Raw genomic sequence first — 16,033 nt, 5'->3', positions numbered from 1 at the left:
AGCGTATCTTGGGGGATAGTTTAATCGGCAAAACGTCAGGTTCTGGCCCTGTTGTTCTAGGTTCGAGTCCTGGTCCCCCAGCCAACACATACAGAGGCGGCGTAAGCTGCGCCGCCTCTGCGCGTTCACCCTCTACTCTCCCTCAAAGCCGTGACTCTTGAACTTCAACGTGCGGCTGTTCTCGTTGATCGTTCGGATTGTTGCATCCTCGAATCCGGCAGAGCGTTCGGCGCTGATTTCAAGGGTGATTTCAACATCTGTACCCGTCAGGCTGGTGAGACGTTGGATGATCTCCTCCACAATTGTCCCCATATCTTTGTTGATGCGCTGCGGGTTAAGTGAAACCGTCCCGTGAAAGCGTGTTGTCAGCCTCGGTTTTGGCGGTGTGGAGGATACACTGGGTGCTTGGGAACGTTCAGAAGAAGGGGTGGTTAACGGCTGTATAGTTTGCTGTTTCTGGCTATCAATCTGTTTTTGAGCGATTTCAGGGCGCACTAGTACGGCGTTCTCATCGAAATAAACACTCGATGTTGGCTGACCGAAAGCGAGACCTTTATAGACCCCGTCTAAGCTCACCATCGTCGCATAGCCGAACGGTGCATCGGGGCGGGCGACACCATCCCTTACGGCTCCCAGCAGTACTTCCTCATTGTAAAGCCGGGGCAGATAACAGTAGCGAGCAAGATACTCCCAAAGCTGCTTCAGTCCCAGATGCGGCTGGTCGCGCCATAGATAACGGTCAAGCTCCATGCGTAAATTATCCGGCGACCAGCGCGGGATGAGCATTTCGCTCTGGCGCAGTTTCTGAGCAGCCCGATCATAAAAGCTGTCTTGCCCTGCAATGCGATGTGCCTGATAGTCAATCGGTCCCGTTGGCTCAGGCTGCACAGGAACAATCAGCCAGCTATAGGTTTCCTGCAACCGAACGAGCAGTGTTTCCTCGGTGCGTTTGCAGTTGGCATCGACCTGCTTACGCTGTTGAGCATCCAGGTTGAGCGGTTCAGCTTCGTCTTTAATAGACTTCCATGCCAGATATTCGCGCAGCGCCTTCTCCCATGCCTCAGCGTCATTGGCATCAGGGGCAATGAATACCAGCATATTACGATAGAGACGGGGCGAACTCCCGCGATTTTCAAGGATTTCCTGCGCGGCACGCTGCGCTTCCGAGCCACCATTGCCTTTTTTGTGACTATAGTTCGGGTCAAGGACGACCACCCGTGTTCGCCATTCGTCAGCCACATCCCCAGAACTCTGAGGGGCGATGTGTGCGGCAGAAAAATCCTCGCGGCGGTATTTCACCCCACGCAGACGGTCAATCGCCTCCTGATAGACCCAATCAGGATTGATGTTCTGCGCCCGATCTTGCGCCATACGATTGACGGTTGGGCGGGTGTCATACCAGTAGCGGCTGCCATCAGTGTAAAGGTAGGTCAACTGCTGGCTCATGCGGTGAAGGGCGTCATTGAAAACAGGCAGCGGTTCCCCCGGCTGCACCGTTGCCAGACGAATTCTCACTTCTTCTACCCCACGAACCGTCTGCCCCGCTACGGAAGGCGCAGAACCCACGAAGATGCTCCGTGCCATGCGCCGACTCGCCATATATTTACCGATAGTAGGCACGCTCTTGTCCAGTTGGAAGGGTTTGGCATCATCGCCGTCAATGTCTGCATCAACAATGGCGGGCCACGTCTCCGGCAGGTAACGCAGCATTTCGTTGCGAACACCCGATGCCCACAGCGGAATGCTCGCTGGCATAATCAGCAGCGATTGGTCATTGTCTTGCCAAAGTTTGTGAATGACCGTTGCCATAAGGCGCAGCACGCCGCGTGTGCGCTGAAAGCGATCCAAGGTTGACCAATCTTGGTACAACCGATCAAACAACTCTGGGTGAATAGGGTAGGCAGACTTCATACGGATGGCATAGCCAGCTTCAGATGCGCCGGAGGGGAATTCACCTTTGTTTGTGCGATACATTTCGGTGAAGGCATTGACCACCGCATCGCGTGCCGGATAGTCGATCTCAGTCGTGAACAGGCGGCGGCGCACAATCTCAAAGCTCTCGATTGCCGTCACTGGTTTCCAGATAGACTCCATCCGTCCAATCGTTTTGGCAAGGGTGTCCAGCGCCTGTTTGCCCAGTTCACCGCCGATCTCATTTTCAGATTCGGGAATGGACACCAGCAGCATCGAATCGCTAGACCGTTTGACCGCTTCGGTGAGATTCTGAAAAAAGGTCATCGTGGAGTCGAATGTACCTGCCGCGATGCGCTCTGCTGTGGTGAGCGGTAAATTACGGGCAAAGGCGACCAACTCATCGATCATGATCAGCGCCGGTCCGTAATCCTCCAGCAGTGTGACCAACGTATCGGAGCCAGGGGCAACGGCGGTCAGATCGGCATTTTCAATCACTTTGTAGGCGTTTGCGCCGCCCAATTGATAGGCAATATCGCCCCACATCGTATGGGTGGTTACGTCCGCATAGACACGCGGTTCTGTCGCACTGAATGCCGTCCCCACAATGACAACGCGATTCGCCGTGATTCTGTCGTCAATCTGTCCCACCTCTTTGAGAATGTGTTCACCGCCCGGGATTTCGGAAAACCCAATGGCACCGCTAAACAGGTGGTAGAGCGCTAACAGGCTGTGCGTTTTACCGCCGCCGAATGCCGTTTGAAGCTGCACGACTGGATCGCCGCCCTGACCGCTCAAGCGCCGGACGGCTGCCACCAGCAGTGATAGCAGCCCTTCGGTGAGGTAGGTGCGGCGAAAGAACTCGTGCGGATCGCCATATTCAGAGGCGGCCTTTCCTGCTTTCACATCAGCGATATTGGCAACGAAATCCGCCAAGATGTAGCGCCCGCTGGCAACATCAGGATGCGGTGTGACCACCAGCCGCCAGGGACGCAATCCGGCTGGTGTGGTGCGAATCACGGGGACTTCCTCCGTTGCTCTTACGGCTTGTTTTGCCTCCGCATCAAAACGAAGGCGCAGCAGTTCCGTAGCAATTTCGCGGGTATGGTTTGCCTCTCTCACGGCGCCAACCCCTTGAAGCAGCCGAGCGGCTGTATCGGCAATGCGGTAGGCGGTGTCGTTGTCAAAGGCTTTTTGGTGCGCCCAGTCGTTGCGGGCTGTCATCAATTCGCTGACATAATTACGTTCCGATTGCCCAAGTTTTAGGCGAAAAACATCATTCCAACGCTGCCAGATTAATTTGAGAAGGTTGTGAATGTCGAGCTGCCCGATCAGCGCGTCGAGGCTGTTGAAGGCACTGCGGGGGAGTTCATAGGCACTCGTCGTCAACACCGCATCGATTTCGTGGGCAAAGGCGTCTTTGTAGACACTGCGGTATTCATCGACAACGAAGCGACCAAGCCCACCCTTGAGCGTGTCCATGATGTCCCCAATGCGGTCACGATTGCTTTTCGCCATGATAAATCCTCTTAGTTTGAAAACAGGCTGTCTTGCTGCCACCGAGATGGATTCGTTTCGATGTATTCTCGAATGCGGATCAGGTCGTCGTCATTGCGGATGATGTGTTCGTAATAGTTGCGCTGCCAGATGGAATGACCGGATGCGTTTGGCAGACGGTTGATGCGGCGGGTGACGGCCGCTTTGAATGTCCCAATAATCGTGGACAACGATTGTGCAATCGGCTTGGAAAATTCACGTTTGGGCGGGGCATGATCGGGCGGTTGTGTAGGGGCATGATCCGTAGGGGCATGATGCATCATGCCCCTACCATCATCCACCATGACGATTATCCCATGCACATGATTGGGCATAACCACAAACGCATCCAATGCCACATTGGGGCGTAAAATCGCCGTTTGTTCCCATTCCTCGATCACAATCTGCCCCCATGCATTGACCATCATTTCCCCATCACGTATTGTTCCAAAGAAACACCGCCGTTCATGCGTACAGATTGTGACGAAATACGCCCCGTTTTGGGCATAATCGTAATGTTTCAGGCGGATAGAACGACGATGATGGTTGGTATTCATCGATTAACCCCATTGGATATGATTGGGCATCGCGGATTGCCGTTATCGCGGCATGATCCGGCAACGACGTAGGGGCATGATGCATCATGCCCCAACATGCCATGCCCCAACACCAATGCCATGCCCCCACCATCATATCCACCATGACGATTATCCCATGCACATGGTTGGGCATCGTGGATTGCCGTTATCGCAGGATGATCCGGCAGCGACGTTGGGGCATGATGCATCATGCCCCTACAGATCGAATAATGTATTTTGGTGGGTGTTGAGATTCGCGTCCTCTGCCCGCCGGATCCCCGCCCCACGTTCGGCGACACCCACCCACTGAATGACCAACGTGTTGTAATCCCGCGCATGGTCTGCCCACCCTTTCCGTTCGCAAATATTGTACAGCCGATAGGCGAGATTACGCGCCTCGCCCAGAACGTCCCGATTCATCCGGTTCATGAGCCGCGCCGCCCCTTCTTCGCCGTGACTGTTCAGCCGTTCAATCAGATGGTGGGTCGCTTCCCAGACCGTCGCCCGTTTGTCAGACTGCGGATCATAGGCGCCGGGATCGTACTCTTTCCAATGGATAAGCCTGACCTTCCCGCGCCCAGATTGCACGACGCCCGCCGTTTCAACCCCTGCCACGCTGGTATTTTTCGCCCGCGCCAACACATCAGCCAAGCCAAACTCGCCTTCGTTGAAGCCGAACTGCTCGAACCACGACACGGCAAAGCGTGTATCTGCGTCAATCTCGCCGTCCTGCTCGGCGAGATAGGCATCCAGTTCCTGATTAATCAGCCCCAGCGCAGCGCGGACACTCATGGGTGAACCATCGGCTTCCAGCACCTTGGCATAGCGGGAATAAATTGCCATGCCCGGACCGATGCTCGCTTGTGCGAGGTCAACGGGGGCGATGTTGCCCGATTGCATCTCTTTAAGCGCGGCGGGCAGCTCACGGCGCAGTGCATCGAGGAAGGCGCGGCGGCTGGTGGTCGGTGCATCCTCTGGGCGCGGGCGGCAAACAAGGACGATGGACGAGGCGAGGACGTTTGTCCCTGAACCAAGCATGCGGTTGCTCAACTCAGTTCGTATGGGCCATGTGCCATCAATGCTAAAGCCCGCCTCAATGAGACTGCTGAGCATCGTCTCCCAGCCGGTGGAGCTTTGTAGTTGCGCCGGGGCGTCATTGGCGTTCTCGTCATCGGGGATGCCATCGGTATCCGTAGGGGCATGATGCATCATGCCCCTACGACCCATGCCCCCACCATCATCATCGTCCGCCGCCTCGGAATTTTGCTGTTTGAAGGCGTAATAGACCGTCAGCGGATAAGCGGGCGAGGCAAAACGGCGGATATTGGAGAACGTCTGGAGCATCCCGCCTTCAAAATGGGCGTTTGCCGCCTCTTTGCTCCCGCCGTGACGGTAGGGACTGGCGATCAGTTCCGGCGCTTTGGGGACAAGCATCGTGCTGAACAGGTCGGGATAGGTATCTTTCAGGGCTTTACGCATCCACACATAGAAAAAATCGGATAAGTCCGCGTAACCGATGTTGTCATAATAGGGTGGATCGGTGGAAAGAACTTTAATGTCAGAAGTCAAATGGGATGCATCTACCTGCCGTACTCTGCCACCCATAACACACGAGAGAAAGGTTATTGCATTTGCCACCCAATTAACGTTATTTAGATAATTTCCACTGGATGCGCTGAAAGGGTTGCCCTCTGCGAAATCCCATATCATTGGAATTGCCTGACGAGCAAAAGTGTTTCGTACCCCTTCCATCTTGGGACTATTATCCCATGAGCAAACGGCAGACCCGTAATTTACGCTTCTATCCACCGCAAACGCCAAATACACCCCAACCGCCTCCGCATATGCCAGCGCGCCGCGCCCACCGTCGCGCAGGGGGATGCCGTCGTCCGGCAGTCCGGCGGCAAGCGCATCGGCGTGGACTTGGGCGCGTGCCTCATGCACAAGATCGCTGAAGGTGGTCAAAGCGACGAGTTGGCGCGGGGTGAAGAGTTTGTCAAATGTGTCTAATCCATAGAGGGTGCACCAGATTGCACGCGGCTCGTAAGGTAATGCTGCCGTTGGATAATCTTGGGGTTGCGCTTGATTTGCAATTGCCTCTTGTTGAGGCGTTGGACTGTAATAATTACGTCCATTTGTGCCCTCAGTAACAACTGCCATCAATTGACTACCCGTGCGATTTGCCATACCTTCATCTTTGATATGCTGATCTGGCGCAGTTTCACCACAGACAAGACATCGAAATTTTGCGCCGCGCCCAACTTTAGATGCCTCTGGAGCTTTTCCTTCACCCATCCGAACATTAAACTGAACTGTTTTTGTAACTTTATCGATGACGGGTTCAATCCATGCTTTTCGTTTTGGTTTCTTGCTCAGTTCGAATGTGCTTACTAAAGGCATTTGTGCGCCACATGCCGGATTTGGACATTTCACCGTCCGCGCCCACAGCCACGCGATCACCGTTTCGCCGTTATGCGTCGGGTACAGATGCCCAATTCTTTCCCATGCCCTTTCGCGCATCCATTCACCGTAATAACGCACATCGGCGGCGAGTCCGGCTGCGCCGCGATAGGTGGTGTCTTGCCCCCCCACCCCCGACCCCTCCCCCCCAGGGAGGGAGGGGAGAAACTCCACAGGGGGGGAGGGGAGATTAGGCTTCCCTCCCTCATTTTGGGGGAGGGATTGAGGGTGGGGGAGGGATTGAGGGTGGGGGAAGAACGCCGCGCGGATTTTGGCGACAGACGCTTGCAAGTTGCGCTCTATCTCGTCGTTGGTCAGGCGCACAAAACGAATGCCAAGGGATTCGATCAATTCCTGACGCACCCTATCCGCTTCCTGCTGGTTATCATGAATGGGACCATCAACCTCGACAGCGAGGCGCTCCGAAGAGCAATAAAAATCCATGACAAATGCGCCGATGGCAACCTGCCGCCGGAATTTACGCCCATCTATCTGATTTTTCCGAATGGCTTCCCACAGTCGTTTTTCAGCGCGGGTTGGGTTCTTCCTAAGTTCACGCGCCACTGCTTGCATACGCCGTTCCAATTCCGGCGAAATCTCCCACCGATCATTCCCCTCCCTCTCAATGGGGGAGGGGCTAGGGGTGGGGGCAAACAGGTCAGCCTGACCTCGCCGGTTCACCGGCGGCATGTTGGCAAAACGTGGGGGGATTTCAATCTGCGCCTTGTTAATCATTACCGCAACAGGATTCAGGTCGCTGGCGTGTGCTTCGAGACCGAGTCGCTGCGCTTCCAGTGGAATACTGCCACCGCCAGCAAAGGGATCAAGCAGCGGTGGGGGGTTGCCTTCGGTGGCAATCTGAATCAACTGGCGGGCTTTGTTTAGGATCGCCTCGTTCGTCGTGCTTTCCCACTGGACTAAGCGCTCCATGAAGTCAAACAGGCGCATACGCGGCGTATCGCCATTGGCATGGACATTTTTGTTCTCATAGCCGAACGCTTTGCCGTCCAATATTTTGCAGGCATCGACAAAGGCGGGCAGCGCGCCGGGATCGTCAGGATCATCGACCAGCGAGGCAAAAATCACCGCACGAGCAGCGGCTAAAGGTCGTCGCGCCCACCACAGATGCAGCGTGGAGGGGTGTCCGTGCCGGATCGATTTTTCGCGGGCGCTAGCGATATTGATGGCTTCCAGTGGCAGCGCCACCTCGATCAGTTTTTTGCGGGGGGTCATAGGTTTTCTCTACTTGAAATTCGTGATGGGGATTACGGTCACACCTTCGGCTGTAGCTGCACGGATTTGCTTGGCATCGAGGGTCACGAAAGCATTCTTGCTTCGCAGCGCCAGGGCAATGTACAGCGAGTCGTAGATCGCCAGGTTGTGCTTCAATCCAATTGCCAGCGCGGTGCCTAACACGGCTTTGGTCGGCGCGCGTTTCAACGGCAGGGCTTTGAGATCACGTAGTGCCTGAAGCGCCTGCGCGGACGGCATCCCTCGAAAACGCACCGCCTGCCAGATGACGTTGGTACATTCACTCAGCGCCAGTTCAGGTACAGTGAAGAGATCGCCGTTCAGCGCGCCTTTGAAAAACGCCTGGGCGTTTGGGGTGTGCGGTCCGGTGATGAGAAATTCAGCGACGACGCTGGCATCCACGATATAGAGCATCAGTGTTCATCCCGGTTCTGGCGCAGCATTTCCGTCGGCGTTGGCGATCCGGCTGGTGGTGTCCAGCGGTTTTGTTCTACCGAAGCAAACACTTCTTCCAGAGTGCGGTTGTCCGGCTCATCCTCAATAGCGAGATCACTTTCGTCCATATCGAAATCGCCAAATAAATAGCTTAAGCGACGCTCCTCCATCAGATCGAGAATAAGCTGCTTCAAGTCATCGAATGTCATGTTCGCAATAGTTGCCATCAGTTCGGCTCCTCACTCATACTCAGCAGTTCTCTGAGATTGAAATTGACGCTGAATGCCAGCGGATCGGGTTCGCGGAACGGATAGTTTCGCACATATCGCGGCTGTTTGCCTGCGGGCAACTCACGTGTTGCCCCTACGGATTCAACCTCCACCAGCGCCAGTATGAAGGCTTCGGGACTGTTCAACGCTCGATACAATTCATTATACGTGAGGGTGACGGTCTCTGCACCGGCGCGTCGCCCTTTTACTTCGATGAATCGGAGCCGTCCGGTCTGCCCGTCACGGCTTTCGATGTCATAGCCAAGATTCTGGGCGCTCACATCACGGGGATGATTTCCCAGCGCAACTTCGGCGTCCATCACGGCACGCATGGCGATTTGCTCGGTGATGCGGCGATCAAGAATTTCCGGCGGTGTGTTCTCACCCAGCAGCAAGCCAATCGGGATAATCAATGCCCCACCGACGACGATGGGCCGCGCGGCGGAAATCTGGCGCTCCTGTGCAAGCTGCATCTTACGCTGTTCCAGGCGCTCCGCCAGCCGTTCTGCCCGTTCCTGAGCGCGTGCGCTGTTCACTCTGGCATTCATTTTTCCCGCTTGCTCTTGGGCGCGGAGTTCATTAGTACGCGCATCCCAATAGTTGATTTCTTTCGTCAGGCGTTCCCGCACCGCCGCCTCGGTTTTGTCGATCAGTTCAAGTCGCCGCGCTTGTACCCGTTTCAGATGGGGCGGGACGAGATGTTCGACAGCATAATCTGCCGCACGGCGTTCGAGGTTCTCACCCTTCAACCAATCGTGGTCGAGCAGATGCCTAATCTGCGCCATTTCATCAGGCGTAGATGGGCGATAGTCCAAATACGGTGCGCCTCCGGCTTCGCGCACGTTACCCGCGCTGTCAATCTCCACAAAATGGACTTCGCGGGAGATGGTGCGCTGTTCACCGGACTTCATCGGCGTGGCATCCTGAATTGCCTGCTCCAAGTAGAACAGGATGCGCAGCGTCTGACCGGGGTCGGTTTCATCGACCAATATCCCGCCATGTTTGAGGGTGTCTCGTTCGCGTACCAGCATCAGGCTGATCGTCGCATCGAGCAGCGGGTGCCCGGGACAGACAAAGGTCGCTGGTAGCTTGTCCGGCAGATGAATCAACGCTTTCTCAAAACAGATGCGCTCATATTTGGGCAAAACAGCGCCGAATCCGCGTTCCTTCGCATGGTTGCGGATGATGGCGGGCACATTGTTAATCGTGTAACGCCCGCTTTCGCGCTCATGGATCGTGCCGCCAAAGTATTCAAATGCCTGTAAGAAATAGGCTTTGATGTAGAACGGCTGCAAGCGGCGAGCTGCTGCCCGTTCCATCTCTTCGCGGATGCGCATAACTTGGCTGACATCCATACTGTTCGTCACCAGCGATTGGTGTTCCAGCAGATCGCGTACCCGTTCACGGTCTGTGGCGTTATCTACCGCCTGTTCTAAACGGGCGCGAACCGCTGGATCGTCGCCATAGCGCACCGCATCCACCAGCAATTTTCGCAGCGGTGTCTCCTGAAACAGCTTCCCCAGTACGTCAAAGACCTGCCCATCCAGCGCATGACGTTCAGCCTCCAACTTCTTGAGCAAACGTTGGTAAACCGCGCCCTCGCGGGTTTCGCCAGCAACGAGATTCCACAGATGGCAAACCTCGGCCTGTCCAATGCGGTGAATACGCCCAAAACGCTGCTCAAGGCGGTTCGGATTCCAGGGCAAATCGTAGTTGACCATTAGGTGTGCGCGTTGCAGGTTGATGCCCTCGCCCGCCGCATCCGTCGCCAGAAGGATCAACACGTCAGGATCATTGCGAAAGCGGTCTTCCACATCACGGCGGTCTTCACGCCGGATACCTCCATGAATGGTGACAATCGCTTCGGCGCGTCCAATCTGGGTAGACAGCCGATTCAGCAGGTAATTCAAGGTGTCGCGGTGTTCGGTGAAGATCACCAGCTTGCGTTGTCCGCCTTGTAAGCGCTGCATTTCCGGTGTGTCTTGCAGCAGCTTGAGCAGTTCGTTCCACTTGCGGTCATGACCACTGCGCCGCACACGCAGCGCCTGCGTTTCAAGATCGCGAAGGCTGATGATTTCCGTTTCGAGTTCTTCTACCGTTCGGGCAGCGGTGGCACTGTCTATCAACTCGGCTTCGAGAGCTTCGATTTCCGCATCCGGTGCGTCCTCAAAATCGTCCCAGTAATCAGCATCATAAACGGACTCATTCGTAACAATTTGCTGGCGGGTTAGCTGAATTTCTTTCAAGCGCTTTTCCAGACGTTCGCGGCGGCGTTTCAGCGATTGGTAGATGGCTTCCGGCGACGATGCCAGCCGCCGCTGGAGAATGGTCAGCGCGAAACCGACTGTTCCTTTACGCCCATCGTTTTCAAGCTGTTCTGCCCGGTTGAATTCCTGGCGGACGTATTCTGTCACCGCCTCATACAGCACATCTTCTTCGGGCGAGAGCGTGTAATTGACCGTGTAGGCTTTGCGCTCTGGAAATAAGGGCTTGCCGTCGAACTTCAGCAACTTCTCCTTGACCATGCGCCGCATCAGGTCGGAGGCATCCACCTGATGCACCCCATCGCGGAAACGCCCCTCGAAGCGATCTGCATCCAGCAGCGCGAGGAACAACTGGAAATCTTCTTCCTTACCGTTATGCGGTGTGGCGGTCATTAGCAAGAAGTGGCGCGTCACTTTGCCCAACAGCTTTCCCAGCCGGTAGCGCTTCGTCTCCTTCAGATCGCCGCCGAAGAACGATGCTGACATCTTATGAGCTTCGTCGCAGATCACCAAATCCCAATCGGTTTGTTGAAGTCTCGCCTGCAATTCGTCACTGCGGCTTAACTGGTCGAGCCGGACAATCACGAGGTCGTGATCGGCAAAGGGATTTCCGCTCCGCGAGGTTTCCGCCATGTCACGGGTCATGATCGTGAAATCAAGCTGAAATTTCGCCCAGAGTTCATCTTGCCACTGTTCGGTTAGGCTGCCCGGCGTGCAGATCAGGCAGCGCCGCACGTCCCCGCGCACGACCAACTCACGCACCAATAATCCTGCCATGATGGTCTTACCGGCACCGGGATCATCTGCCAGCAAAAAGCGCAGCGGTTGGCGGGTGAGCATTTCGTCGTACACAGCGGTGATCTGGTGCGGTAGTGGCTCAATCAACGAGGTATGGACAGCCAGAATCGGATCAAACAGATGAGCGAGGTGAATGCGATAGGCTTCCGAAACCAGACGCAGCCGCGCCCCATCCACGTCGAACGCCCAGAGCCGTTCGGCTTGGACAATCTCCAGTTCCGCTTCATTTTCCCGATAGAGTAGCGTATCGCCCACTTTGCCATCACTGCGACGATAGACCACCGTCACGGCATTCAAGCCGCTCCACTCCACATCAATCAGAGTGACTGTTTGTTGTGGGACAATACCGTTTACCTGAATACTGCGTTGCAACTGTTCGAGTTGAGCCATAGGTATCTCTTCAATCTACTTTGGCTGTTGACCCCTATACCACAACATGGTTGCCCCGTGTTGGGTAGCGTTGACGTCATTCTAAGAGGGTATCACGGGGGGGCGGGGTTCACCCCCAACAACAAATGCCCGCCGATACAGAGCGATGATTCCAATGGCAAGCAATTCAATCCCGATCAAGGTCGCCGTCACCCCGATGCGGTCTGCCACCACCCCGGCAGCAAAGGCAGCTAGCGCCATGACGATGCTCCCCGCAAAGGCATTCAACGATCCCATGGTCGCCCGCTGCGCATCGGTGAATTCACGCTGTTTGAGTCCCGTTGTGGCGACCATACTTACCCCGAAGAAGATGGAGGTGCTGCTGATCAGGAACGGGGAGAGCGTCCCCTGAAAGAGCAGCGCGGTGAGCGTCATCACGGCATTCAGAATGATCCCTGTGATCAGGATGCGGTATGCCCCAAAACGGGCAATCAACCCGCCTGCGAAGTAAAAACTGCTCGCCGCCGCCGCATGTGCCGTCGTCCGCGCTGCGCCAATCGCCCACTCCGGCAGCAGCCGCGCATAGAGCGCCGGGCGGAATTGATGTGCCGTCTCCCCCAAGGCAAACCCGAGAATCGACGCCAAACTGACCGCCCGCAGACGAGGGTTTGCCCTAAACGCGGCGATTGCCTCCCCCAAATGGGCAAAGGGAGATGTGGTATGGCGTTTCGCTACCTTTGGCTCAACAAGACGAAGGGTGACCACAACGCACAGCGCTTGCGGAATCACGGTTAGCCAGAACGTCGCTGCAAGGGAAATGCCCGCCAACACACCGCCGATCAGCGCCGAGACACCCAACGCCATCTGATACATGGCGCTCACTTTCCCATGCCATGTTTGAAAGGTGGTTTCTTGCCCGCTTTCAGCGAGGGTGTCGTAAAGCAGGGCGTCGTTGTTGCCGCTGAAAAACGCCCGCGCCAGCCCCTCCAACACAGCCCCTACCAGAAGGATCAGGTAGGCGCTGCCGAGCGCATAACACAGGACACCACCCATGCTGGCAAGCGCCCCAAAACATGCCGTCCAACGCCGCCCAACCCGATCCGAAAGGATGCCTGTGGGGACTTCAAAAAAGGCTCCGGCGAGCATAATCATGGAGAAAATGCTCATGCCGAGGGCGAACGATCCCGCCACCGTTGAAAAATAGACAATGGCGACGGGCGTATACAGGCGAAAATCACTTAGAAAATTCAGCCAACGGAGAAGGCTCAGGTTGCGCTGAAAGGAGTCTGTTTCCGACATGGGGGTTAACAGGTGATCCCCACCCGTGCGGCGAACATCTCCCGCAGATCGATCCCTATTTGGCGCTGCATTGCCCCGTAAAACTGACAGGGAGTGCCGATGCCCAAATTGACCTCCCGCACATAGTCGCGCAGTCCATCGATGAAGGCGTCCACGCCCATATGCTCTGCCAAATCCCGCAGAAAAACCGCGCCCCCGCCATAGGTGGTACTCATGTAGTCAGCGAAATCGCGGTACTGGTCAAGCGGCGTATCAATCGGACGAACGGTGACAATCCGGTTGTACCACGTGAGGATGCTTTGCCAATAGGTCGCTGCGCTGCCTGCCCCGGCATACTCTGTTTTTAGGTAAAACAGGTAGCCGGCAATCTGGGCAAGGCTTTCATCCAGCCACGCATGGCGAAGGGTATCATTGCCCGCAATGCCATAGAACCACTGATGGGCAACCTCGTGCGCGGCGATGAAGCGCCAATAGGCGGCATTGCGTTCATTGTTGATGAACACCAGCCCTGGGTATTCCTCGCCGCCGCTTGGAAAGCGCATGATCACCACGTCAAACCCAGCGTAGGGATAGCCGCCAAAATTTGCCTCGAAAAAGGTGAACACATCCCGCGCAATGGTGGCAATCTGTTGAGCGGTTTCTTGGTTTCCGGCATAAAGGACGCGCACCGGTACAGGACCCCCGCTAAGTTCAAAGGATCCCCATCCCCGCGCCTGAATCAGGATGAAGTTGCGGACGGGTCCGGTCACAATCGTGTAGGTTGATGTGCCATCCTCGTAGGGTTGTGATGCTTTCAACTGCCCTACAAACCATGTATTCACATCGGTGGGGGCGCGAAGGTTCACCGCATAGAGCGCCGACTCACTGTAGGCGTAATCCAGCCCATTCGTCGCCACCTCGGTGCGCCAGCCGCTCGAATCGTAGACGGCAACCATCGGAAACGGCTCAGAAACATAGAAAAAGCCCGCGCCAGGCAGGGTGATTGTGTAGTCAAACAGAAAGATTGCCGTCCCCCCCACTGCAAGAGGAACAGCCAAGCGTATCTCGTAGATGGTCTGATCGGAGTCAAGCGTTTGCCCACTGGTGGGGCTGCCATCAAGGGTGACGCTCTGAATGGTCATCGTCCGCGCCCCGTGTGTGGGATGGTTGGGGTAGAGCCGGAATATGACATTGCTGAGGGGGACACCGCTGTGGTTGACGAAAATAACCTCTGCTCGTCCTGCGATCCTTCCGCGAACGGGATCGACGGAAAGCGCCAAGCGATAGCGCGTTCGGTTGAGGTAGGGTATTGCTACCTCGGCAAATCCAGGGCGGGCAAAAACGGGATCAGCGAGGAGTGCCGCATCAGGGAGCGGGGGGAGGCTGTCCGTCTGCGCTGTCGTTGGGATGATCCCTGCCCCAAATATCACCAGAAAAAGAATCACAACACGTCCGGCGCGGTTGCGCCGGACGAACGGTTTGGGTTGTTGTTGTGCCTGCGCCAAAATGACCTCAGACGCCTACATACGCTTTCGGCAAGTATGCCATCTCCCGTGCCTTTGCCGCCAATTCTTCACGGAAATTGGGATGGGCAATGCTGATCAACGCTTGGACGCGATCTTTGACTGTTTTGCCGTGTAGGTATGCCACACCATATTCGGTAACGACATAGTGAACGTCGTTGCGGCTGGTAACCACCCCCGCCCCAGCCTTCAACATGGGGACAATACGGCTGATTGTGCCGTCTTTTGCTGTCGAGGACATGGCAATAATCGGTTTGCCGCCCGCCGAACGAGCCGCCCCTCGGACGAAATCGACTTGCCCGCCGACGCCGCTGTAGAGTCGATGTCCGATGCTATCCGCGCATACCTGCCCACTCAGATCAACCTCCAACGCGGCGTTAATGGCAACCATCTGGCGGTTTTGGGCAATGCGGAAGGGATCATTCACATACTCGGTGGGGTGCAGTTCAACCATCGGGTTATCGTGAATGAAATCGTAAAGACGTTTTGATCCCAAGACGAATCCGGCGATCAGCTTACCCGGATGGAGCGTCTTACGCTCATTCGTGATCACGCCCGCCTCAATCAAATCGATCACCCCGTCAGAGAACAATTCAGAATGAATACCCAAATGCTGCTTATCGCCCAGACATGACAACACCGCATCTGGGAGTTCGCCAATGCCGGTTTGGAGTGTGCTTCCGTCTTCGATCAGGTCAGCAATGTACTGTCCAATTTGCTGCTGAAGAGGGCTTGGGGCGCGACGTTCAAATTCGGGAATTGGGTAATAGACCTCCACGATGTGCGTCAACTTGCTGACATGGATGAAGGAATCGCCATGCGTGCGGGGCATGTTCGGATTTATCTCAGCGATGATGATTCGCGCTTGTTCCGCCGCTGTTTTGCTGACACCAACCTCTACCCCAAAAGAACAATACCCGTGATCATCGGGCGGGGAGACCTGAATAATCGCCACATCAATAGGCAAGGTTGTGCTAAAAAGCTGCGAGGCTTCAGAGAGGAAGATCGGTGTCATATCGGCACGGCACTCGTTCACGGCAAGGCGCACCTCTGAGCCGATGAATAGCGCGTTGATGCGAAAATGCCCTTCCATCTCTGGGGCGGCGTATTCCGTCCCCCCCACATTGAGCATTTGGACGATTTCAACATTGTTTAGCATCGGCGCACGGGCGGCAAGTGCTTTATTCAGGACACGCGGCACCGAGCAGTTTCCGCTGTGGTAAACACGCATCCCCGATTGAACAACGCTCACGGCGGTTTCAGGGGTTGTCAGACGTTCAGCATAAAGACGTTTTGAATCAGGCATGAGCAAATTCCTCATGGATCGTTGGTGCATTGTCTATACCTTGATTTTATGCCAA

At 55.7% G+C, this 16,033-nt stretch carries 8 protein-coding genes, 1 tRNA gene and 2 pseudogenes; 1 reads left to right on the top strand and 10 read right to left on the bottom strand.

The features are described 5' to 3' along the window. Positions 1-9 precede the first annotated feature (9 nt). Positions 10-84 (top strand) — tRNA-Gln (locus tag HS103_00420). 48 nt (positions 85-132) lie between these two features. On the opposite strand, the gene HS103_00415 is transcribed toward HS103_00420, so the two are convergent. The 10 genes and pseudogenes from HS103_00415 to HS103_00370 form a co-directional block, all read right to left on the bottom strand. After that, a complete protein-coding gene (locus tag HS103_00415; GenBank protein ID MBE7511263.1) occupies positions 133-3,429 on the bottom strand; it encodes an ATP-binding protein in 3,297 nt (1,098 codons plus the stop codon). An 11-nt stretch (positions 3,430-3,440) separates the two neighbouring features. Further along, on the bottom strand, positions 3,441-4,004 hold the full coding sequence (locus tag HS103_00410) for a transposase (GenBank protein ID MBE7511262.1): 564 nt from the start codon (positions 4,002-4,004) through the stop codon (positions 3,441-3,443). A gap of 2,736 nt (positions 4,005-6,740) precedes the next feature. Further along, positions 6,741-7,058, bottom strand: a pseudogene (locus tag HS103_00405) (endonuclease domain-containing protein). A 102-nt stretch (positions 7,059-7,160) separates the two neighbouring features. After that, positions 7,161-7,718: pseudogene (locus tag HS103_00400) on the bottom strand (DUF1156 domain-containing protein). Between the two features lie 9 nt (positions 7,719-7,727). Continuing rightward, positions 7,728-8,150 (bottom strand): type II toxin-antitoxin system VapC family toxin, encoded by a 423-nt coding sequence (locus tag HS103_00395; protein MBE7511261.1) that lies wholly within the window; start codon positions 8,148-8,150, stop codon positions 7,728-7,730. Then, entirely contained in the window at positions 8,150-8,398 is a 249-nt protein-coding gene (locus HS103_00390) for a hypothetical protein (GenBank protein ID MBE7511260.1), read from the bottom strand. Before HS103_00390 ends, HS103_00395 begins: the two co-directional genes overlap by 1 nt. Beyond that, positions 8,398-11,892, bottom strand: coding sequence for a DUF3883 domain-containing protein (locus HS103_00385; protein MBE7511259.1), 3,495 nt, complete (start codon positions 11,890-11,892; stop codon positions 8,398-8,400). Before HS103_00385 ends, HS103_00390 begins: the two co-directional genes overlap by 1 nt. Before the next feature lie 81 nt (positions 11,893-11,973). Next, entirely contained in the window at positions 11,974-13,170 is a 1,197-nt protein-coding gene (locus HS103_00380) for an MFS transporter (protein MBE7511258.1), read from the bottom strand. A 5-nt stretch (positions 13,171-13,175) separates the two neighbouring features. After that, positions 13,176-14,654: a hypothetical protein gene (locus tag HS103_00375; GenBank protein ID MBE7511257.1), complete on the bottom strand. Its 1,479-nt coding sequence runs from the start codon at positions 14,652-14,654 to the stop codon at positions 13,176-13,178. Between the two features lie 7 nt (positions 14,655-14,661). Next, the gene (locus HS103_00370; GenBank protein MBE7511256.1) at positions 14,662-15,978 is read right to left on the bottom strand and encodes an acetyl-CoA hydrolase/transferase family protein; all 1,317 of its coding nucleotides are present in this window, start codon (positions 15,976-15,978) and stop codon (positions 14,662-14,664) included. Positions 15,979-16,033 lie beyond the last annotated feature (55 nt).

This window comes from Anaerolineales bacterium, assembly GCA_015075625.1.
Lineage (GTDB): Bacteria > Chloroflexota > Anaerolineae > Aggregatilineales > UBA2796 > UBA2796.
The sequence above is the reverse complement of the archived record's forward strand: the minus strand, read 5'-3'. Positions and strand labels throughout refer to the sequence as shown.